The organism is Roseofilum reptotaenium CS-1145 (assembly GCF_028330985.1).
In the GTDB taxonomy this organism is placed as follows: Bacteria; Cyanobacteriota; Cyanobacteriia; order Cyanobacteriales; family Desertifilaceae; genus Roseofilum; species Roseofilum reptotaenium.
In genome coordinates this window covers 18,105-38,980 of record NZ_JAQMUE010000019.1, presented here as the reverse complement: position 1 = coordinate 38,980, position 20,876 = coordinate 18,105, and the positions used below count along the sequence as shown (strand labels likewise).

Annotated in this window: 21 protein-coding genes; 6 read left to right on the top strand and 15 right to left on the bottom strand. The window is 44.7% G+C overall.

Going from position 1 to position 20,876, the window contains the following annotated elements:
* Nucleotides 1-13 precede the first annotated feature (13 nt).
* The gene (gene psaK, locus PN466_RS02335; RefSeq protein WP_271936642.1) at nt 14-241 is read right to left on the bottom strand and encodes a photosystem I reaction center subunit PsaK; all 228 of its coding nucleotides are present in this window, start codon (nt 239-241) and stop codon (nt 14-16) included.
* Between the two features lie 133 nt (nt 242-374).
* On the opposite strand from psaK, the gene PN466_RS02330 reads away from it, so the two are divergent.
* Nucleotides 375-1,040 carry a phosphoribosylanthranilate isomerase gene (locus tag PN466_RS02330; protein ID WP_271936640.1) on the top strand — a complete coding sequence of 222 codons (666 nt, stop codon included), beginning with the start codon at nt 375-377 and terminating at the stop codon, nt 1,038-1,040.
* A 23-nt stretch (nt 1,041-1,063) separates the two neighbouring features.
* On the opposite strand, the gene PN466_RS02325 is transcribed toward PN466_RS02330, so the two are convergent.
* A complete protein-coding gene (locus PN466_RS02325; protein WP_271936638.1) occupies nt 1,064-1,759 on the bottom strand; it encodes a response regulator transcription factor in 696 nt (231 codons plus the stop codon).
* Between the two features lie 421 nt (nt 1,760-2,180).
* On the opposite strand from PN466_RS02325, the gene PN466_RS02320 reads away from it, so the two are divergent.
* From PN466_RS02320 to pirA, 4 genes are all read left to right on the top strand, one after another.
* On the top strand, nt 2,181-2,804 hold the full coding sequence (locus tag PN466_RS02320; protein ID WP_271936636.1) for a CPP1-like family protein: 624 nt from the start codon (nt 2,181-2,183) through the stop codon (nt 2,802-2,804).
* Nucleotides 2,805-2,910: 106 nt separating this feature from the next.
* Nucleotides 2,911-3,516, top strand: a complete 606-nt coding sequence (locus PN466_RS02315; RefSeq protein ID WP_271936635.1) for a hypothetical protein — start codon at nt 2,911-2,913, stop codon at nt 3,514-3,516.
* A 77-nt stretch (nt 3,517-3,593) separates the two neighbouring features.
* Nucleotides 3,594-6,203, top strand: coding sequence for a M1 family metallopeptidase (locus tag PN466_RS02310; RefSeq protein WP_271936633.1), 2,610 nt, complete (start codon nt 3,594-3,596; stop codon nt 6,201-6,203).
* A 225-nt stretch (nt 6,204-6,428) separates the two neighbouring features.
* Nucleotides 6,429-6,845, top strand: coding sequence for an arginine synthesis PII-interacting regulator PirA (pirA, locus tag PN466_RS02305; RefSeq protein WP_271936631.1), 417 nt, complete (start codon nt 6,429-6,431; stop codon nt 6,843-6,845).
* Between the two features lie 370 nt (nt 6,846-7,215).
* Here the strand turns inward: pirA and PN466_RS02300 are convergent, their stop codons facing one another.
* From PN466_RS02300 to PN466_RS02275, 6 genes are all read right to left on the bottom strand, one after another.
* Nucleotides 7,216-8,307: a serine/threonine-protein kinase gene (locus PN466_RS02300; RefSeq protein WP_271936630.1), complete on the bottom strand. Its 1,092-nt coding sequence runs from the start codon at nt 8,305-8,307 to the stop codon at nt 7,216-7,218.
* A gap of 78 nt (nt 8,308-8,385) precedes the next feature.
* Entirely contained in the window at nt 8,386-9,003 is a 618-nt protein-coding gene (locus PN466_RS02295; protein ID WP_271936629.1) for a Maf family protein, read from the bottom strand.
* Between the two features lie 2 nt (nt 9,004-9,005).
* Nucleotides 9,006-9,548: a photosystem II reaction center PsbP gene (psbP, locus tag PN466_RS02290; protein WP_271936628.1), complete on the bottom strand. Its 543-nt coding sequence runs from the start codon at nt 9,546-9,548 to the stop codon at nt 9,006-9,008.
* Between the two features lie 95 nt (nt 9,549-9,643).
* Nucleotides 9,644-11,593, bottom strand: coding sequence for a sensor histidine kinase (locus tag PN466_RS02285; protein ID WP_271936626.1), 1,950 nt, complete (start codon nt 11,591-11,593; stop codon nt 9,644-9,646).
* A gap of 106 nt (nt 11,594-11,699) precedes the next feature.
* A complete protein-coding gene (locus PN466_RS02280; RefSeq protein WP_271936624.1) occupies nt 11,700-12,890 on the bottom strand; it encodes an ABC transporter substrate-binding protein in 1,191 nt (396 codons plus the stop codon).
* Between the two features lie 102 nt (nt 12,891-12,992).
* Nucleotides 12,993-14,183, bottom strand: a complete 1,191-nt coding sequence (locus PN466_RS02275) for a tetratricopeptide repeat protein (RefSeq protein ID WP_271936622.1) — start codon at nt 14,181-14,183, stop codon at nt 12,993-12,995.
* Nucleotides 14,184-14,506: 323 nt separating this feature from the next.
* On the opposite strand from PN466_RS02275, the gene PN466_RS02270 reads away from it, so the two are divergent.
* Nucleotides 14,507-14,875, top strand: coding sequence for a hypothetical protein (locus tag PN466_RS02270; protein ID WP_271936620.1), 369 nt, complete (start codon nt 14,507-14,509; stop codon nt 14,873-14,875).
* Here the strand turns inward: PN466_RS02270 and PN466_RS02265 are convergent.
* The 7 genes from PN466_RS02265 to PN466_RS02235 form a co-directional block, all read right to left on the bottom strand.
* The gene (locus tag PN466_RS02265; RefSeq protein ID WP_271936619.1) at nt 14,872-15,027 is read right to left on the bottom strand and encodes a hypothetical protein; all 156 of its coding nucleotides are present in this window, start codon (nt 15,025-15,027) and stop codon (nt 14,872-14,874) included. The two genes, PN466_RS02270 and PN466_RS02265, sit on opposite strands and share 4 nt — an antisense overlap.
* Nucleotides 15,028-15,222: 195 nt before the next feature.
* Nucleotides 15,223-15,855, bottom strand: coding sequence for an alpha/beta hydrolase (locus tag PN466_RS02260; RefSeq protein ID WP_271936617.1), 633 nt, complete (start codon nt 15,853-15,855; stop codon nt 15,223-15,225).
* A 31-nt stretch (nt 15,856-15,886) separates the two neighbouring features.
* Entirely contained in the window at nt 15,887-16,681 is a 795-nt protein-coding gene (locus PN466_RS02255; protein WP_271936615.1) for an alpha/beta hydrolase, read from the bottom strand.
* Between the two features lie 153 nt (nt 16,682-16,834).
* Nucleotides 16,835-17,290: a type II toxin-antitoxin system VapC family toxin gene (locus PN466_RS02250; RefSeq protein ID WP_271936614.1), complete on the bottom strand. Its 456-nt coding sequence runs from the start codon at nt 17,288-17,290 to the stop codon at nt 16,835-16,837.
* Nucleotides 17,290-17,550, bottom strand: coding sequence for a hypothetical protein (locus tag PN466_RS02245; RefSeq protein WP_271936613.1), 261 nt, complete (start codon nt 17,548-17,550; stop codon nt 17,290-17,292). The genes PN466_RS02250 and PN466_RS02245 overlap by 1 nt, the downstream gene beginning before the upstream one ends.
* A gap of 215 nt (nt 17,551-17,765) precedes the next feature.
* Nucleotides 17,766-19,106: a TldD/PmbA family protein gene (locus tag PN466_RS02240; RefSeq protein WP_271936612.1), complete on the bottom strand. Its 1,341-nt coding sequence runs from the start codon at nt 19,104-19,106 to the stop codon at nt 17,766-17,768.
* Nucleotides 19,107-19,251: 145 nt separating this feature from the next.
* Nucleotides 19,252-20,730, bottom strand: a complete 1,479-nt coding sequence (locus tag PN466_RS02235; RefSeq protein WP_271936611.1) for a TldD/PmbA family protein — start codon at nt 20,728-20,730, stop codon at nt 19,252-19,254.
* Nucleotides 20,731-20,876: the final 146 nt, after the last annotated feature.

Here is a 20,876-nt window from a genome sequence, read left to right as displayed (position 1 = left end):
ACTGTGTGGGAGATTAAATCGCTCCAGTACCACTGAGTCCTAGGATTACGCCAGCACCTAGGAGATGACCTAAGCTGGTGGTCGCCAGTAATTCAGCCATTCCCATGCCACCGAAGAAGGGGCCAGCAGGCAGGCCGGGGCCAACACCTTTTTGTTGAATGGTGAATTTGCCAATGGCGATCGCTAGAATATTGCAAGCAATCATGATCAGTCCAATATTGAGAGACCATTCTGAGGTCATAGGTCTTTCGCTCCTTAATCCCGGTAAAAAGTCCTCACTATTATAAGAAGCCGGGTGACAAAACTTTATTTTTGTGTCATTCCTTAAAGTTTATTAAAATTTTGATACAAAATTTCCAGAATCCGGAGCAAATATGCGCGTTAAAATTTGTGGCATTACCCAAGTTGACCAAGCGGTGGCGATCGCCGATTTAGGAGCTACAGCCCTAGGATTCATCTGTGTGTCCAGCTCTCCCCGTTACATTGAACCCCAACAGATCCAACAGATCTGTACCCAACTGCCCCCATCTATCGATCGCATCGGCGTATTTGTCAACGCTACCCTAGAGCAAATCTCCCACACCGTCACCCTAGGCCATCTGACTGGAATTCAACTCCATGGTGATGAAGACCCCTCATTTTGCCAAACCCTGCGCCAACATCTACCCCAGATCGAACTAATCAAAGCCTTTCGAGTCCGCACTCCGGAAACCTTAAATCAAATTCCCACCTATCAAACCTGTGTCGATACCCTACTCTTAGATGCCTATCACCCCCACCAACTTGGCGGAACAGGTCAAACCCTCAATTGGGAAGACTTAAAGAGCTTTACTCCTCCCTTACCCTGGTTCCTAGCGGGAGGATTGACTCCTGACAATATTCACAGAGCTTTACAGCAGCTCTCTCCCCAAGGTATCGATTTGTCCAGTGGAGTTGAGCGCCAACCAGGAGACAAAGACCTAGAAAAAGTCAGGCGCTTATTCCAAACACTGGGTAGATGCACGTCCCATCTCAACCCCTCCGTATCCGCAGAAGGATAGGGCAATCCAGAATTGGTTTCATCCTATACAGTATCGGGAGGTGCAAATTTATAACCCACACCCCGCACCGTTTTAATAAACCGATGTCCCCCATCTGCTTCTAACTTCTTCCGAATTTGGCCAATATGCACATCAACAACCCGCTGATCGCCCTGGTGTTCATAATCCCATACTTGGCTGATTAACTCTGAACGTCGCAGCACCTTGGTCGGGTTGCTGGCTAGAACATGCAGCAAATCAAACTCTAATGCCGTTAGCACCACGGGTTCCCCTTGGAACATCACTTCCCGACGTTCGGGATCAATAGACAACTGACCATGGGTAATCAGTTGACGCTCAGGAGTGGTCACAGTGCGCTGGCGCTTCAGTAGAGCTTCTACGCGATATTTGAGTTCTTCGACACTAAAAGGCTTAGTGAGATAATCATCGGCTCCCTTTTCAAAGCCAATAATTTTATCTGATGTATCCGTGCGGCTCGTAAGCATCAACACAAAAACATCCGTTAAAGTTTGCATTTCCTGGCAAAGATTGTAACCTAGCGCGTCCGGTAAATTAACATCTAAAATTACCAAATCGGGGCGAAACTGCTTGAACTTAGTCATGCCGGTTTTTCCGTCAGGAGCATTTTCAAGTTCATAGCCATGTTTGCCCAAATAGCGAAAGACTAGATTACGAATTGCAGGATCATCATCTACGACAAGAATCTTGGCTGAAGCCATATGAATAACCTTGTGATATATGCTTGCGAGTTGACAAACAGACCCAAGACTGGCAGTTTCGTCCTCAAGTGTATCTGGCCATGGTGGCTCTGTGATACAGGTTTTCCGTTAGAATAACGGCAGCCTAAGCCCACTGGCAGATCATTCCTTGCTCAAAAAGATGGGGCGATCTGTCATTGAGGAGCTTAGATTATCTATTATCGGTGGTGATTGCTTGGGTAGCCAACTCTATTAAGAATTATGTTAAAGTGACACTAAATAAAATGGCGAAAAAAGTTTAGGCTAATTTGGCAAGCGCTAGAAAACGGGTCAACCATTGAGTTGAGCAACCAAGCTTGTATAAGCTATGTATGCTGGAAGTCTATACTCCTACGGTTCCTCGATCGGAGGGCTGAATGATTGTGAGGGAATTAAAAAGAAGATGAGTGACAAAAGTCCTTATGAAACCTTGGGGTTAAACGAAAATGCCTCGTTTGAGGAAATTCAACAGGCCCGTCAGAGCCTCACGGATCAACACAGTGGCGATCGCCGACAAGTAGAAGCTATTGAGACGGCCTATGATGCCGTTCTCATGGATCGTCTACGACTGCGGCAACAGGGAAAACTCAAAGTTCCAGATCGCATCCGGTTTCCGGAAAAAGCAACGGTGACTCAACCGAAGCCCCCCCCAACTCCTGGGAATTCCATGCCCAACTGGTTACAATCCTATCTGGATACTCCCAGTCAAGCAGATATTCTCTTGCCTATGGGTGTTTATTTAGTGCTAATGAGTTGTGTCGCCCTCCTGCCCCCCACCCAGGGTAGTCAGTCTCCTCTCCAGGTTACACTTTTAGCGGGGGTGGTGGCCAGCATTTATTTCTTGAACCGCAAGGAAAATAAGTTTGGGCGATCGGTCTTACTTACCGTTGGGGGACTGATCGCTGGGTTATTGCTCGGTAGCCTTTTAGGAGCGGGGTTAGCCAACGTCAGTCAAGTTAACAGCGATCAATTCGCGGCTGTAGTTGCTTTCTTTACGTTGTGGTTAGTGAGTAGTTTCTTGCGATAAGTCGATATCTCTAGAAAGAAAAAATATCCCACTTGTCCAGCTAAAAGAACAGTGGGATATTTTCGTTTTTTATCTGTTATCTATTGTCTTTCTTAAACTCTAACTTATGGCTTCCTCACGTATTTTTAAGCCAGGAGAATCGTATACTTTCAGCCAATATTTTGAATTCAGTTTTACTCTGGAAGATATTCTAGCTGAATTTGATTGTCATCTTGTGCGATCGCCCCTCAATTTACCTCACAGAGCCTTAACAACTTCCATTGAACCCTTGCTCTATCAACTAGAGCGCAACCGCAAACGCATCGAATTGATCAATGAAACTGCCCGTCGAGAAGCTCTAATTAGCCCCATTTTGTTTGAAGTCGCCGACCTTGCCGATCTGCGTATCCATGTCGAATATGCGATCGCTGTCAATGAATATCTGCGGGGAACCCTAGATTACTATATTGCCAGTCATAACCTCATAGTCATTGAAGCCAAACAATCCGATCTCGTGCGTGGCTTTACCCAACTGGCAGTTCAACTCCTCGCCCTCGATCGCTGGACTCAATCGGATACCCCCATTTTATACGGCATCGTCACGACCGGTGAAGACTGGCGATTTGGGACATTCGATCGCCAACAGCGCTGCATTCAACAAGACCCCAAGCGCTATCTTGTACCAGAAGAATTAACTCTTTTGCTAGAAATATTAACCGGCATCTTAGATTAGTTGTTCCCAGTTTCGTGTTCCAAACCCTAAAAACTGTATTAAACTAAAAGATTGCTCCTAATCTCAACTCTAAGTGCATGTCTGAACTCTTAAAATCCTTCCTCGATACCGAAAAACCCAAACGCAAATCCTTTCAACTTCCCGGTTCCTATCCTCACTATACCCCCGATCGCCCCGGACAAGTCGAACATATTTTTTTAGATTTAGTCTTAGACATTCCTCACGCTCGATATAGCGGTTCCTGTACTCTCCATCTCAAACCCATTCGCACGGGTATTGAAACCCTCTCCCTAGACGCAGTAGACTTAATCATCGAGAAGGTCAAAATCAACCACAAATCCCAATCCTTTGACTACGATGGACAAAAACTCCACATCCACCTAGATCTCCCAACTCAAGCGGAACAAACTCTAGAAATTAACATTGTCTATCAAGTCGATCATCCCCAAAGAGGACTCTATTTCATTCATCCTGATACTGATTATCCTGGCAAACCCACCCAAGTTTGGACTCAAGGCGAAGATGAAGACTCCCGTTACTGGTTCCCTTGTCTAGACTACCCCGGACAACTTTCCACTTCAGAAATTCGAGTTCAAGTCCCGGCTAAATATATGGCGATCTCCAATGGGGAACTGATCGATACAAAAACTGAAGGCAACACTAAAATTTATCATTGGTTTCAAAAAGAAATTCATCCGACCTATTTGATGACTTTAGCAATAGGCGAATTTGTAGAAATCAAAGACAAGTGGCAAAACACACCCGTCCTTTACTATGTGGAAAAAGACCGTAAAAATGATGCCCAGAGAAGTATGGGCAAAACGCCACGTATGATCGACTTCTTTAGTAACATCTTTGATTATCCCTATCCCTATCCCAAATATGCCCAAGTTTGTGTCGCTGATTTTATCTTTGGCGGCATGGAAAATACCTCAACAACGCTCTTAACGGATCGCTGTCTACTGGATAAACGATCTCTACTCGATCATCCCTTTACTGAAAGTTTAGTCGCTCATGAACTTGCCCACCAATGGTTTGGGGACTTAGTGGTGATTAAACATTGGTCTCACGCTTGGATTAAAGAAGGGATGGCTTCCTATTGTGAAGTGCTGTGGACAGAACAGGAATATGGAGCAGAGGATGCTGCCTATTATTACCTCAGAGAAGCACGAAGCTATTTACAAGAAGATAAAACCCGCTATCGTCGCCCCATGGTCACCCATGTCTATCGGGAGCCGATAGAACTCTACGATCGCCATTTGTACGAAAAAGGAGCCTGTGTCTACCATATGATGCGGGCAGAATTGGGCGATGATTTATTTTTCAAGGCAATACAAACCTTTGTTCGCAATCATGCCCATAGTACGGTAGAAACGGTGGATGTACTGCGAGCCATTGAAGAAGCTACAGGGCGCAATCTCCTGTTTTTATTCGATCAATATGTCTATCGTGGGGGACATCCCGATTTTAAGGTCAGCTACAGTTGGGATACAGATCATAAGCTGGCGAAGGTAACGGTAGTCCAAACCCAAGCTAAAGAAGATAAAAAATCTCTCTTTGATTTGACAATCCCTATCGGTTTTGGCTATGTCAGTCCTTCAGAACAGGACGGTGAAGCACCTGAAATTGTGGTTAACTCCCATACGGTGAGAATTCATCAAGTGGAAGAGAGTTTTTATTTCCCCTTAGATGAGAAGCCTAAGTTTATCAGTTTTGATGTGGGGAATCGCTATTTGAAAACGGTGGTTTTGGACTATCCTGTGGTTGAGTTAAAGGCTCAGTTGGCTTACGATCCCGATCCCATTGCTCGCATTTATGCCATTAATGCTTTAGTGAAGAAAGGAACCTTACCCGTGGTTCAGGCTTTAGCTGAAGCATTAAAAACGGAAGCCTTTTGGGGAGTGCGAGTGGAAATAGCCAGAGGTTTGGGTAAAATTCGCCTGGATCAGGTATTTGAGGCTCTGTTAGTGGGTTTGCAAGATGGGGATGCTAGAGTCCGTAAGGCAGTTATTGAAGCGTTAGGGACGATCAAAACTAAGGCGAGTTATAAGGTGCTGAAGTCGGTTTTGGTTAATGGCGATCCGTCTTATCAGGTGGAAGCTTCTGTGGCTAAGGCTTTGGGGGCGATCGCCGCTGTCAAGGATCAAGAGATGCCTAAACCCCGTAAGGTGATTAAACTGCTCAAGACAGTTTTGGAAACGAAAGCGGGTTGGAATGAGGTAGTTCGCAGTGGGGCGATCGCCGGATTAAGCCAAATGAATCGCTCTAAAGCAGCTTTAGAGGTGATTCTAGAGTATACCCACCTCGGTATTCCCCAACCTCTACGTTTAAGTGCCATTCGTGCTTTAGGTGTGGCATCCTCCGGTCAAGATGAAGCTCAAGTAGAAGAAGTGTTAGCACGGTTGGATGCTCTATCGGCTGAATCGTTTTTCTTAACCCAAATGGCAGTGATCCAGGCTTTGGGAGGGATGAAAACAGCAAAAGCGATGGGGATTTTACAGGCGATCGCCTCTTCAACCGCAGATGGCCGGGTCCAGCGTCGAGCAGAAGAAACCGTGCAAAAAGTGCAGAAGGCGATCGGCTCGAATAGCGCGATGGACACCTTACGGCAAGAAATCGAGCAGTTGAAGAAAACCAATCAAACCTTAAAAAGTCGGGTCGAAGCCTTAGAAGCTAAAGAATCTTAGCTCCGATTGCAGTAGAAAATAAACAACAGCCAGAACAGATAACTTCTAAAAGTCTTTGTTTTTGGTTGTTGTTGTCCCGATTTTCACTCATCTCCAAAGACTTTAGATTAACTTTATAATTTTTAACTTAATCTTAATTTAAATCACACCCAAACTTCATCCTGAAATGTCAGGATAGATACAGAAATAAAAAAACGCTTTCAAAACTAAGAAAAGGAAAGACTCATGAAACTCTTTTATCGCGGTATAGAATACAACCGTAAACCCCTACCGATCGACATACAAGAAGAAGATTTGATTGCCAAATATCGGGGTCGTACCTATCGGGTGAATCGCTACCCCAGACACCTCCCTGTCCCTCAATCGCCGATGGATTTAAGATACCGTGGGATCGAGTATAAAACCCACCAATGTGACGAACCCACCTATCCAGGTTTACAACGCCCAACCCATCAGCTCCAGTCCGCTCAATCAGAATTGACCATTGAACTGGCTGCGGCCCATTGTCAGAATATCCTCAAAAGTCTGGAACACCGCTTGCAAGTAGCCCAAGATAAAGGCGATCGTACCCTAGTTTCCCAATTAGAACGCGAACGCAACGAACTCTATAACGGTGGGTTTTGCTCGTTAGGATTTCAATAGACTTCTTGCAGAAGTCGGGCAATAGGCAATCGTCATCAGAATAGACGATGAGTCTATTGCGATTCATTTTCTGACCCCTGATGCAAGAGATTTAATCACTTGCCCCTATCTTAACCTCTAAGATCCCCTGGTCGCTTTTACCAGGGGATTTTCAGTTTTATCAGTCAACTCCCACTAGCGTGTAGCGCTATAGTTGATATGACCAACTTAAAGAAGAAAGAACAGGGTAAATCCTCATGCAAGCTATTTTTTGGACAGTGGAAGAAGTTGCGGAAAGAGCCAAACAATTTATGGCAGTGAAACACTATTGTCTATACATTTAGCAACAATTGTTTGGGATAATCAAGAAAAAGTTGTGCAGAATTTTAAGCTACCAATGCTTGGGGAAATGGTGATTCCCCAACTTTTGCCGTTTTTGCAAACGTTCCATACGCGCTCGAATTTCTTGAGCGCGGCGCTGGGCTGGAGATGCATATTCCTCAGATTCCGGTTCTTCAGGTTGGGCTTGATGGGTGAGACACTCATTTAAACTTTCTAGATGGGGGGCTAGATCAATAGCGGTAAGAACCTCTTGGGCTGAACTATATCGCTCCTTGAGATCCACCGCCAACATTTTATCAACAACATCAGCCAAAAGATCGCTAACTTCTACCTGATTACGCCACCATTGTTTAGAACGAAAATGGGGCAGTTCGTCATCAGCGGAAAAGTTCCCGGTCAGCATATAAACACAAGTAATTCCTAGGGCATAAAGATCGCTGGCGTAGGTGGGGCGTAAGGCTAACTGTTCGGGGGGAGAAAAGCCAAAAGTTCCCACAAAAGCAGTAGAAGCAGTAGCCGTTATTGTATGATTCGATTCGGTTTCTCGGATTAACTCTTTGACGGCTCCAAAATCGATTAAAACTAACTCTCCTGGGGAGGATTCCATTCTACTGTGTCGGCGAATAATATTAGGGGGTTTAATATCACGATGGACTACTCCTTGCTCATGAATAAACTTCAATAGGGGTAAAATTTCCAGCAAAAAAGATTTCACTAAGGCTTCAGAATATTGCCCTCGATGTCGGATCTCACGGGAGAGAGTTCGCCCTTGAATATATTCTTGAACGAGATAAAACTCTCCATTTTCCTCAAAATAATCGAACATTTGTGGAATTTGGGGATGGTTACCTAACTGGCTGAGAATTCTGGCTTCTCGGCGAAAGCAACGACGGGCCCGTTCGAGTCCTTTAGGGTGTTTTACTTTAGGACAAAGTTGTTTAATCACACACCAAGGCTGTTGGGTTGCACTTAAATCTTTGGCCAAAAAAGTGACTCCAAAGCCACCTCTTCCCAGGAGTTTATAGAGTTGATAGCGATCGCGAAATAACTCGTCTTCTCCACATAGACGCGCCAGGTCGGTTTCCCAGGTCACAGTTTTGGGAAACTGGACTAATTTATTGGAGGCTTGTTCATTCGCCATATTGATTCCCAACGTTTGCCGAGTATTGTCGATTGCTGGTTCTTTTTTTTAGTGTAGCAAGCTTAGAGGATTACAGGTTTAATGGGTTGATGGTTCCCACCATTGGGTGATGTCGTAGCCCAATTGATCGACCATCGATCGCAAGCAAGGTAAGCTCAGGCCAATGACGTTCATATGACAGCCTTCTATACGCTCGACAAATAAACCCCCTTTACCTTCAATGGCGAATGCTCCGGCACAGTTAAGGGGTTCTTTGGTGGCAATATAGGCTCTTAAAGCGCGATCGCTCACCCAAGCAAAGTGAACTGTGGTCACTTCTGCGGTAATTACAGAGTTTTTTTGCTGCAAGTCTAACAGAGCATAGCCCGTATATAAAGATCCTTGTTGACCGCGCATTTCCTGCCAGCGAGTCATCGCTTCGGCTGCACTCGCCGGTTTACCATAGATTTGATTGTTGATGGCTAAGACAGAATCACAGCCTAAAATCAGGGGCAAACGATCGCCTTTTTCATACTCTGGGGCGATCGTTTCTGCCTTGCGTTGGGCTAAGGCTTTTACTAAGATTTCTGGGTCTGAGCTTTGCACTTGGGACTCATCAAAATGGCTCGGATGCACTTGGGGAAAAATTCCCGCTTGTTGGAGTAAGCGCAACCGAGCTGGGGACGCAGAAGCTAAGACCAAGGGAGGAATGGTCATGGTTAATAAACGTTAAATGATTGAACGACTTGTTCAAAGAGAGTATGGAGTTTTTGCCAACGTTTTTCGGTCGTTGATAAACTAAACGTGAGCAATTTTCCGCGACTCACCGCCACACTGGTGAGATTATGGCGCATGGGTTGATCGGGGGTATTGACTTCGTATTCTAATAAGTAATAGAGCTGATCGCCAAGAGTCTTAGAACCGGCATTCACCAGTTCTGCACTGCGTCCTGTTCTTTCAGGAGCGATCGCCGTTTTTGAGAGTTCATATCCCACTTCTGTCGGTGTTCCTAAATCGCTTAACCCTTGGTCTCCCTCCACTGGGTTAATAATGACCGATAAATTTTCTGTTCTCTCCACTAAGTCGTGGAAGACGACATCCGGCCCCCCACTGACTTTCACGGGAACCCAACCATTGGGGTATAAAAATTCGTATCCTTTGGTAGCATTGACATACTGTTGCAGTCCACTGGTGGCTCCAACACAACTGGTCAACATAAACGTTAATGCCATCAGAGTGGCGATCGCTAGGCGTTTGAACATCCGCTTATTCCTCAATCCGCTGTAGGAATAAGGGTATCATATAGCGTTAACTCTGAGTTCTATCCTTGGCCGTAGTCCCTATTCATGTTGATTTCTTAGCCTATGTTCTCACCCACCTGTACGATGCGATCGGGTATAATAATTTTAAATTCTGTGCCTTCACCTACATTTGAATCGCATTTGAGCGTTCCGTTATGGGTTTGGGTAATAATTTGATAGCTGATGGATAACCCCAATCCCGTGCCTTGCCCAATCGGTTTAGTTGTAAAAAACGGGTCAAAAATCCGTTGTTTTATCTCATCAGGAATCCCAGAACCATTATCAGCAATACGAATGACAATATTTCCCCGTTCTTCCTGGGATGTAGAAATCGAAATTTGAGGCAATCGATCAGTTCCTGAATGACGGAATGGTTCTAGAGCATCAATCGCATTATTCAGGAGATTCATAAAGACTTGATTGAGCTGTGCAGGATAACATTCAATCAAGGGTAAATCCTCATAAATCTTGATAATTTCAATGGCTTTTTGATCGCCATTATCTTTTGTCTGATTTTGTAGAATAACCAGGGTATTATCAATTCCTTCATGAATATTAGACTCCTTCATATTTGCTTCATCAAGACGGGAAAAATTGCGGAGGGAATCAACAATATCACGGACACGATTAGACCCCATTTTAATAGACTTTAGGAGTTTAGGAAAATCTTTCTTGATAAAATCAATATCAATCTCTTCTAGTTTCTCTGCAATTTTTCTATCGGGATCTGGATAAACAGATTCATAAGTTTCAATTGCATCTAGCAAGTTTTCTGCATAGCTCTCTGTATAAATCAGATTTCCATAAATAAAATTAATAGGATTGTTGATCTCATGGGCAATCCCAGCCACTAATTGGCCAAGACTGGACATTTTCTCATTGTGAACAAGTTGTATTTGAGTATTTTGCAGTTTGGATAATGTATCCGAAAGTTCTGCATTTTTAACTTCCATTTTTTGGAAAGAGGACTGGATCTCATCATTCATTGAATTAAAAGCATTTGCCAAGACTCCCCATTCATTATCTTGCTTGACAGTTAATCGAGTAGAAAAGTTTCCATTACTAATCTCATTAGCTGCCTGAGTTAGTATTTCTAGAGGAGAGACGAGAATTTGAGCAATTTTAATGCTTAACAAAGTAGAAATGAAGATGGCCAGAACGAGTACCAGCAAGATCACTATGACTAAACGACGCAGCGGAGCATAGACTTCCGAGGTGGGTAATTCAACAATCACACGCCAATTTACACCATAAATAAAAGCACTACTTCCAAATACGGGGAGGTTACGCAACCCTTGATAAATATTAACAGAACCGGCTATTTGGGTATTTAATGTTGTAATTAAGGACAGGTTATTGAGAGGAGCTAAATTTATTTCTTTGTAAGCGTCCTCTGCTGTCAGCTTTTCGACTATTACTCGATTGTATTCGTCCAGAATATAAACATAACCCGTTTGTCCAATCTGGACTTGTGCAAGAATAAAATTCAGAAAATTGAGATTAATCGTTGCAAATAAAATGCCTTGAGGTTGTCCATGAAGATTTTGCAAGGGAAGCACTAAGGTCATGACAGGAACACGCAAGTCTTCATCAAATGTAATGTGCTGAGAATATAGCGTTTGTTCTTGTATTGCTGTAGTCATTTGCTGATTGGCGATCGAAGATCGGACAAGATCGATCGGATCAGCTGATGAATAGGGTGCAATTGCGGTTAATACATTACCATTTTCATTAATAATAGCGATCATTTCATAGGCATCATTTTGCCGTGTCAACCCTTCCAAGAGACGATGTTGAATGGTTGGATCGATCTCGGTTAAACTGCGTATTTTTTGCAGATAGCTTAATTCTTTTTGTAAATCGTCTAATCGACTTCTGACTTTATTGGCTAGAGATAGGGAGCGTTCTTCTTGTAGCTCGCTAATTCGTTGTTCCTGAGTTTGTCGAGTCAATTCGATGGCAATTACTCCAACAATGACTAAATTGAGGGTTACTAATGCAATCAAGCTGTAACGAAGCAAATGCTCAATAGCAATAGTTCGCCATATAGAACTGAATTTTGACTGAATGTAATTTTTCAGTAACCTAAACCTATCCATTATGGGTTGCTATTTAAATATGGACTTCTTCAGTACGAGATAAATCTAAAGATAGACCAAAGACTTGTGGTCCGCCTACTTTCATTAAGGCTTGCTTAACGAAAGAATCATCGACGAGATCTTCGACAACAAAATCAGCAGACAATTGTTCTAGAAAAGAAATGTTATCTTGAATCAATGTTTTTTTGAGCTGCTCGACCAACGATCGCGTATACGATGGAAAGGGATAAGGTTGAAAATCGATACGCTGCGATCGCCACTCTGGATGAATCATCGCTCCTGTGCGAGTGTAGTAATCGCTATCGTAGGAGGTCAAAACTCGTTCTAGAACGGATGCAGGATAGGGCATATATTTACTTCCGTCGAGAGAAAGAAGATGCGCCAGTTCTAAACGATTTGACCGAGACCATTGTTGTGACCTCACAATAGCATTAACCACTTTTTGTGTCCATTCAGGGCGATCGCGAATGTCATCTTCATGCATAAAAACCACACAGCAGGCATGATCTTTCCAAATATCTCCAGTAAGGCGTAAGAGCTTGCCAGCTCCTGTTGTCTCCGCCGCCAAGTTATAGGGTTCGGCAATAATATACCCAGAAATATCACCCTTAGAGAGGGCAGAAAGCATATCTAGAGGGGATAATACTGCCAACTGTACTTGGTTGGATTGCAAGTTTATATCTGTCGGTTGCACGATGGGTTCTAAACCATATTGGCGCAAGAGAAGTTGCAGGACAATATTGTGGATAGAGTACCAAGAGGGAATGGCAATGGTTTGCCCGCCTAACTGACTTGGGCGATCGATGTTGGGCAAGACGGTAATCGCCGAACCGTTCGTATGGTTCCAAGCAACGACTTTTCCGGGAACGTTGAGACCGTAGCGTATCCACACTGTTGTGGGCATTAATAAGTGAACAACGTTCACCTCTCGGTTGATGAAGGCTTGAGAGATGGCATCCCAAGAGTAATACTGTTGGGGAGGGGAGACTTCGAGACCTTCGGAACGATAAAAGCCTTTGTCGTAGGCAGCCAGTAATGGGGAAGCATCCGTAATGGGAATATAACCAATTTTAACCCGATCATTGTCTGATGGTTGGGATGCTTGGGGATGAAAGATGCGATCGCAACTAGAAACGGCGATCGACATACCGATTGATGTAGAAAACAAACGGGTTAAGTGGAGAAACTGACGGCGATCTAACATGGTCGAGGGCAACTCATGGCCAGAATGGGGATTGTTTATTATGTCTTAATAATTGTGAGTCCAAAAAAGGATTCAGAACTATTTAGGGTTCGGATCGCACGATTACAGTTCAGGAAATCCCATAGCAGAGAGTTCTTGGCGAAGTCTCTCGCCTTGTGAGGGATTGATGCCTTTGTAAAGGGCGATCGCTTCTTTAAATGCTTTTAAGCTTTCGGGAACATTGCCTCCTTTGAGATAGGCCACTCCTAAGTTTTGATAAGCTTGGGCATATTGGGGATTATATTGTATGGCTTTGCGATAAGCAGCGATCGCACTGTCAAGTTTTCCTAAAGTCTTAAATGCCATCCCTCGGTTAAAATAACCCTTCGCAAACGTGGGATCGATTTCTACGGTTTTCTGGTACATTAATAGGGCATTTCCCAGGTTTCCTTGAGCCTGGAGCAAGTTTCCCAAGTTATTATAAGCACCCAGTTTTAAGGGGGGGAAAATATCTAGGGCGATCGCCTGTTGATAATACTTGATAGCTTTGGGAATATTTTCCAGGCGAGTGTAGGCTAGTGCCAAATGATAATAGAGTTCAAAGCGGACTAAATTGGTGGTTTCCTGAGAAAGGGCACTTTTCAATACTTCAATTCCCCGTTTTACCTCTCCCATTTGGCTGTAGAGTGCGCCTAATTTGCTGCAAGTGTAGGGGTCACGCGGGTGTTCGTTTAAATAGGCTTCCATGGCGAGTTTTGCCCGCTCTGCCTTATTTTGAGCGGCGATAATACTCGGTTGATAGCCATAATGATCGATCGCGATCGTGGGTAAATTTCCAATTTTCCAATGGGGTTCTGTTTTTAACAGTGCTTCGACGGAATCATCCACAATCGCATGATAGGGGCGGGTAAATTGCACTTGGGGATGATTGCGAAACAGACGAGAAACCAGAGAATAGGGAGATTGAGTGGCTCCAATTTCATGACGAATTAGGTTAATGACTAAATGCTCTTCAGAGGTTATGGCCTGTTTTAGGGGGTTAATTGCGCTGGGATTCAAGTGTTCATCAGCATCTAAGACTAAAATCCAGTCTCCCTGTGCATATTTGAGGGACTCATTACGGGCGATCGCAAAATCATTGCACCATTCAAAGTATTCAACCTGTGCCCCCCATTGCTTGGCAATGTCCACCGTGCGATCGCTCGATCCGGTATCCAACACCACCATTTGATCGACCACATCTTTCACACTTTTCAGACAAGCGGGAAGATTCTGCTCTTCATTTTTAACAATAATGCACAAGCTTAATGTCATGGGTAATGGGTAATTTAAGGGAAACAAGTTAACACTGTAACTTACTGGTCAAGGGGAGTCACGAGACTTCTTGCAGAAGTCAGGCACAAGGCACAAGGCAAGAGGTAATAATTATAAGAATATATGATTACTGCATTACTATTCATTTTCTGCTGACCTATGCCAGAGGTCTAGTAACACAATACCTGGGTATCGCTGATTAGGGCTTCTGAAAATTATTGACAGGAAATAAAATCTGTGATACTCAAGAGAATGAATCGGTCGTACAAAACTGAACTGACCGTTATATGGTAGCAAATTAACTAAGAGTGAGGGAATAGGATATGGATGAAGAAAATCTCCTTAAAATAGTCAATGAAGCAAGTAAACGGTGGCAATCATCGTTTAATTCAGGGAAGGCCGCAGGCTGTGCTAATGAATATGAGGAAACAGCAGTGATGTATGCCAGACCATTTGGTACATTTACAGGTCGCGAAGAAATCCAACAATTTTGGCAAAAGCTCATTGAAGATGGGTTTTCTGATGTGGAATATGTCGAACCCAAAATCGACATCGTTGATGAAACCAGTGCAATACTAACTTCCCAATGGAAAATGAATAAAGCTAGTGGTGTTATTCATAAGGAACTTTGGGTCTTACAAGCTGATGGAACAGCAAAATTGCGAGAAGATGACTTTGAGGCACAAAATTAGACTTCTTGTAGAAGTCGGGGAGTGGCATTAACCGTCACAACATCAAAGTCAAACGTAGGCCGATTACTTTTGCATCCTTGCATTGTCAAAACGGTTCCTAGTCCACCGACAAAAGTCAGTGTTTTGATCAACTGCCTTCGCGTGATATCCATTATCTTGTCCAGACTCAATGAATCTACCAGAAACCCAGCTTCTGTTTTAAGAAACCGGGTGTTTCATCCCAAGCCGAAATAATGAATAGACCTCTTGCATAATTGTGCAGAAAATAAATGGCAATGGAGTAATCCTGCATTCTTACCCCTATTCCCTATTCCCTCACTTTCTGCAAGAAGTCTAATAATGATGGTTCAGGGACTCTCGAATTCTTCGCAGTCGCAGACAACGCTACTGAGAAAATCTTTGACAATGGCGATCGGTAACTCTAACCTTACCCCAATGCGCTCCACAAAAGCGATCGCATCATTGGCCACTCGTTGCACTCGCTGTCCATCCACATAGAGACCTTCCGTGGGATAGTTTTGCAAGAACTCTAACAGAGAAATCTGGCCATCATCACTGGCAGATAGGGTAATTGCAGAGCGCAAGGCTTGAATATTGGCTTTTCCTGACCGGGTACTAAATAAAAAGCCTAATTCAAAGAGTACATACTCTCCGGGTAAGGAGTAAAATACCCGATCCACGAATAATACATTAACCCCTATGTTATAGGTTAATAACTCGCGTATCTGCTCTGGATCGGCATTGGAAACATCCAGAATAAATCGAATAATCGGGGATTCCTCTCCCGTTTCCACAAACTCAACTAGATCTTCAACAGGAACTGACCGAGAAACGGGGCCATACTTCAACACTACCCGTTCAGCACCGAGAGCGGCTGAACTACCTAAACACAGACTCGCCACACCCGCGCACACTAGGGGACAGGCGCGAGCCATCCACTGAGAAACCTGTTGTTGAATGGACTGTATAACTGTAGACATAAGCATTGAGTCTCAAAACTAATCAACCAGATTACTCAACGCTGGCGCTGAGACGAGAAAGGTTTGTAAAGCTGACTGACTCTAACACAATGGAGTCATCGGCAATATCTTTAATGACGATACCTTCTTCTGTGACTTCTGCCGTATAGGTGCTAGGTTTGCAGCTATTGCTGGAGGACGCAGAAGCAGAAAGTCCCTCAGTTGTGGGCAGATTACTGTTTTCTTCGCATTCACAGACGATATCCTGAAGGAAGCGTTTGGCCACTTCTAAAGCAGGAATAATGCGCTCGACCAGGGCTTTCGCTTGTAAATAAACCGGCTCTAAATTGGTAATATCTACGGTAATCGTTTCGATGGGATAACGTTCGAGTAAGCCGATAATGGAGAGTTCCCCATCGTCTTCTACCGCTTCTAGGAGAGTATTTTTAACTGCGTCTAAGTCTTGGCGACTGGCAGATGAGGCGATCGCCTCATCTAATTTCAGAACCACAAATTCCCCTGTGGAGGTGTTGATCAGGTCTCGGAAGAAGTTAGGATTCACCCGAATCGATAAATTGAGGACATCTTGGACTTCCGATGGCACTTGATCTGTATCGTCTAAGAAGCGCCGTAAGTCAGAGGGAATCTCACCGGTGCGGGCAAAGTCTCTCAGTTCACGAACTTCAAGGGTGATTTGCTCCGATTTATATTTGAAAATGATCGTATCAGCAGCCTGGGCAGTAGGAGCGAAACAGACGATACTGGCTGCACTGGCTGCGGTTCCCAAAAGAGTGGCGATCGCGCTTTGGCGAAAACGACCTAGGGCATTGATGCTAACTCTATCCATCGCATTCTCCTCAACAGATGTGACTCTATATAAGCATGATTTGCCCTGGTTGAATATAAAATCGATCTAAAGAGTTATGGCGGTCGGCGCTAGGCAAAAGGTATTATTGACTGATTCACCGGGCTGGTATTACTCCTACTGGGGATCAAGTCCCTACTCAGCAGGGGGCGATCGCATCTCCATCGGCTGGACTACTGTCACTTCTGCATACCGGGCAAAATCCCTGGTATTAAAAGTCAAGATATGCGTCAATCCATGCACCACCATCGCCGCCACTAACCTTGCATCGTGGACATTAACGCCCCTCACTTCATAAGTTCGCACCAACCGTTCCCACTCAGTATAAATCGCCAGGGTATCCGGTAATAGGGAAAAAATTCCTTTTAACCGATTCACTTCTGCGGCGGCTTCGGCTGGGGTATACCCCAATCCATTCCGATCCGCAGGGCGGGTGTAAACATTCCAAAACTCGATTAAATTTTGGGCAATGATACAAACATCTTCTCCTCGATCGAGCAGAATATTTGTCGCTCTTACCGCATCGGCGTGCATGGGATGGTTAGGATCAGCACTCCGCAACAGAATGTTAGTATCAATCAAAAATGACATTAACCTCTGTCTCCGTAAATGCTTTCCCGGCTAATGGCTTCATCGGATAAGTAGGGCTGATTGCGCGAGTGACTCTCCGCCCACTCCCGAAAGGCTTTCGCTCTTTCTGCCGGAGTCGCGGTTTCATAAAAAGGACGCTCTTGCCCCTCGGCTAAGGCTTGCTCTTGGTGTACTTTTAGCTTCTCTTCTAAGAGCGATCGCTCTTCGGGCGATAGAGATTCGACGACGTGGGCTAAAGATTCTACTAACTTAATGTTCATAAATTTCTCCTATTCTCTGGCGATCCAATATATTGATTCTCTCTTCTATGAAGTACAGCTTGAAGCCTTAGAAGTAATGCAAGCGATTACCTATTGCCTATTGCCTAGCGCGAAGCGCTATAACCCTTCAATTGGGCAGGTTCACAAGATTTATTGGTAGGAATTGGGAGATATTGAGTGAACCTGCCCCTATAATTAATTATCCATTTATTCCCCTATTCTCCAGTGATGGATAATCCTTCAATCCAGATACGAGGACAAACGCCATCGGGAGTAATTTCTGGTTCGGGTTCCACATAGACGATGGATTTTAGCACTTCTAAAATATCACCAGCTACGGTGGCAGAATCGATGGAAATCTTCTCGCCTTTATTGACGAGCCAACCGTCAAAGGGTAGGGAAAATGACCCTTGTAAGGATTGGACTCCAGCATGGAGGGCGTTCAGTTCGTCGATAAAAATCACGTTTTCGGCTGAGTCGAGGCTCAGGGTGCGATCGCCCTTTTGTCCCGGAAAAACATGATAATAGTGGGGACCAACCGTGACTTTTGCACCAATATTGGCATGTCCTGTGGGCTGAGCATTGAGGCGTTTAGCGGTTCCTGCACTGTGTAAGAAGTTGGTTAATACGCCCTCAGTGATAATGGGCACTCGGCGCGTGGGCGTGCCTTCGCCGTCAAATGTAGTTTTGGCAATATTTTCGGGATGCAAAGCATCATCGGAAAACGAGAGCAGGGGAGAGGCAATGGGTGTTCCTAAAGATTCGGGAGTGGATAAACTTTGACGATCCAAAATATTTTGGGCATTAAAGATATTGGTAAAGGAATCCAACAGACTTAGAAATGCCACAGGTGAAAACACCACCAAATATTTCCCCGATTTCACTTTCTGATAATTCAGGTGACTGATGGTTTTTTCGGTGGCTTCTTTTAAGCAGCCTTCGATATCTAGTTTCTCGAACCCTGGGCTAAATTTTACTGAACCAGCGCTGCGCGGTTTTTTGCCTTCCTGTTCCGTTTTGGTGTACAGATAAATAGAGGCATAGGAACCCCCTTCATAGCGAGCCGCGCCATCACTGTTGAGATAAAAGCGCTCAATATCCCGTTGTGCCAATCCATTATAGGGAACTCCGGCGATCGCCTCATGGGAGTCGAGCAATTGTTTCTCTACGTCCACTAACTTTTCAATCAACGTCGCTACCGACGCTTGAGGCACTTTATCCACCTGGCTTTCCAAGGGTGCAGTCGCTTCTGGACTAAAGTCAGGCACATGCTCTTTCATGCCGAAAAAACTGGCTTCATAGGCGGTTTTCAGAGCTAATTCTAGCCCCTCTGGATCGAGTTCGGTAGTGCTGGTAATTCCCATGCGATTTTCTTCATTCCATACCCTGACGGAAATACTCGAGCGCTGGGAGGCTTTCACCTGATCCGGTTCACCGCTATCGACTTTGACGCTGGTTTCTTCGACAGCAGAACCATAAATATCAAACTTTTGAATGCCTAACTTTTCGGCACTCTCTTGTGCAGAGGTAGTTAATGAATCGATTGTTTGTACCATTGGAAATGATGGGTCTAATGTTGATTTTGAGAGTAAATTTTACAGAAATTTCTGCACGGATTGAGATGGGCTGAGATCCCCCTATCTCCCTATCCCCCCATCCCCCCATTTTTGCAGGGGGCTGGGGATATCGAGAGAGGGTTTACTACGATCGCCCGCCCACGGTGATAGAATCTACCTTAATATGAGGCTGCCCGACGGTAACATAAACGCTGCCACTGACAGAGCCACAGAAGCCAGCCGCTAATCCCAAATCTTGGGAACTCATGGAAATTTTGTGCATAATTTCCTTGGCTTCTCCGATTAAGGTTGCACCTTTCAATGGTTTGGTGACTTTACCGTTTTCAATTAAATAGGCTTCATCAACGGCAAAGTTAAATTCACCGGTTGGGCCGACGCTACCGCCACCCATTTTCTTACAATAAATGCCCTTATCAATGGAGGCAAAGAGGTCATCTAAGGAATAAGCGCCGGGAGCAATGTAGGTATTTCGCATCCGGGAAGCAGCGGCATAAGTGTAGGACTGACGGCGACCACTTCCGGTTCTGGGATGTCCTGTCCGCATGGAACCGGCGCGATCGGAGATAAAGTTTTTCAGGATGCCATTTTCAATTAAAAGCGTTTTCTGAGTGGGCATTCCTTCATCATCCATATCAATGGTGCCAAACTCACCTTCTGAGCGTCCTTCATCCCAAGCGGTGAGATTTTCATGGGCAATTTTTTCGCCTTTCTTATCCATAAAGGGGGTGGTTTTCCGCTCAATTTGCGTGGTTTCTAAGAGGTGACCGCAAGCCTCGTGGAAAATTACGCCACCAAATTGATTCGCCATTACAATCGGATAATTTCCCGATTCTACATAGTCAGCATAGAGCATTTTTCCAGCCGCTTCAGCCAAATCGGTAGCCGTATTTTCACTGTCCCAATTTCGTAAAAAATCAGGCTGACTGGTACTACCCAACCGTTGCCCGATGGAGGTGCGATGGCTGCCATCCGCACAGAGGAGACTGCAACCAACGGACTGGGTGAGGCGAATATCGCGGGCAAAGGTGCCATCACTGGCAGCGACGAGGACTTCTTGCCAGTCGCGGAAGTAGATGGCGCGACGAGATTGGATATGGGAGGCTTTTTGGTTGAGGCGATCGCTCGCTTGTAATAGAATATCTCCCATCTCTTGCATGGGGCTACAGTCGTCTAACCACAGTTCTTTCCCCTTGGTACTGGCATAGTCGCGCAGGGGTTCGAGGTTAACTTCGGGAATATAGGAGTTGGCAGAAGGGAGGTTAAAGCCGAGAATGAGCAACCCTTTTTCCAGAGCCGCTTTGAGTCCCGTAAACGATAAATCGTTGGTACTCACATAACAATCTGCTTTGCCGCGAAATACCCGCACCCCTGCACCGGTAGACAAGCGCGGGGAAATACTGGTAATGGTATCGTCTTCGCCCATACAACTGATATAGTTGATCCGCTCTAGGAAGAATTCGATAAAGTCTGCACCTGCTGCGCGTCCCCATCCCAGGAGACTCGATAGCATCACTTCCCAGCTTTCATCAAACCGATGTTTGGTGGCGTGATAGGTTCTAACGGATAGGTCATTGGCGATCGGCGCTTGAATTACAAGAGTCATAAAGTCGCTTGTGGTGATAGGGTTTTTGAAGAATAATATCCTCTAGTGTGTCACATTTACGCTCCTCTTGCCGCCGTCTTGTGGTTCAAATTGAGTTCAATTCCAAAATAAGGAGTCAATAAGTATCAAATTTACCGATCGCCTTC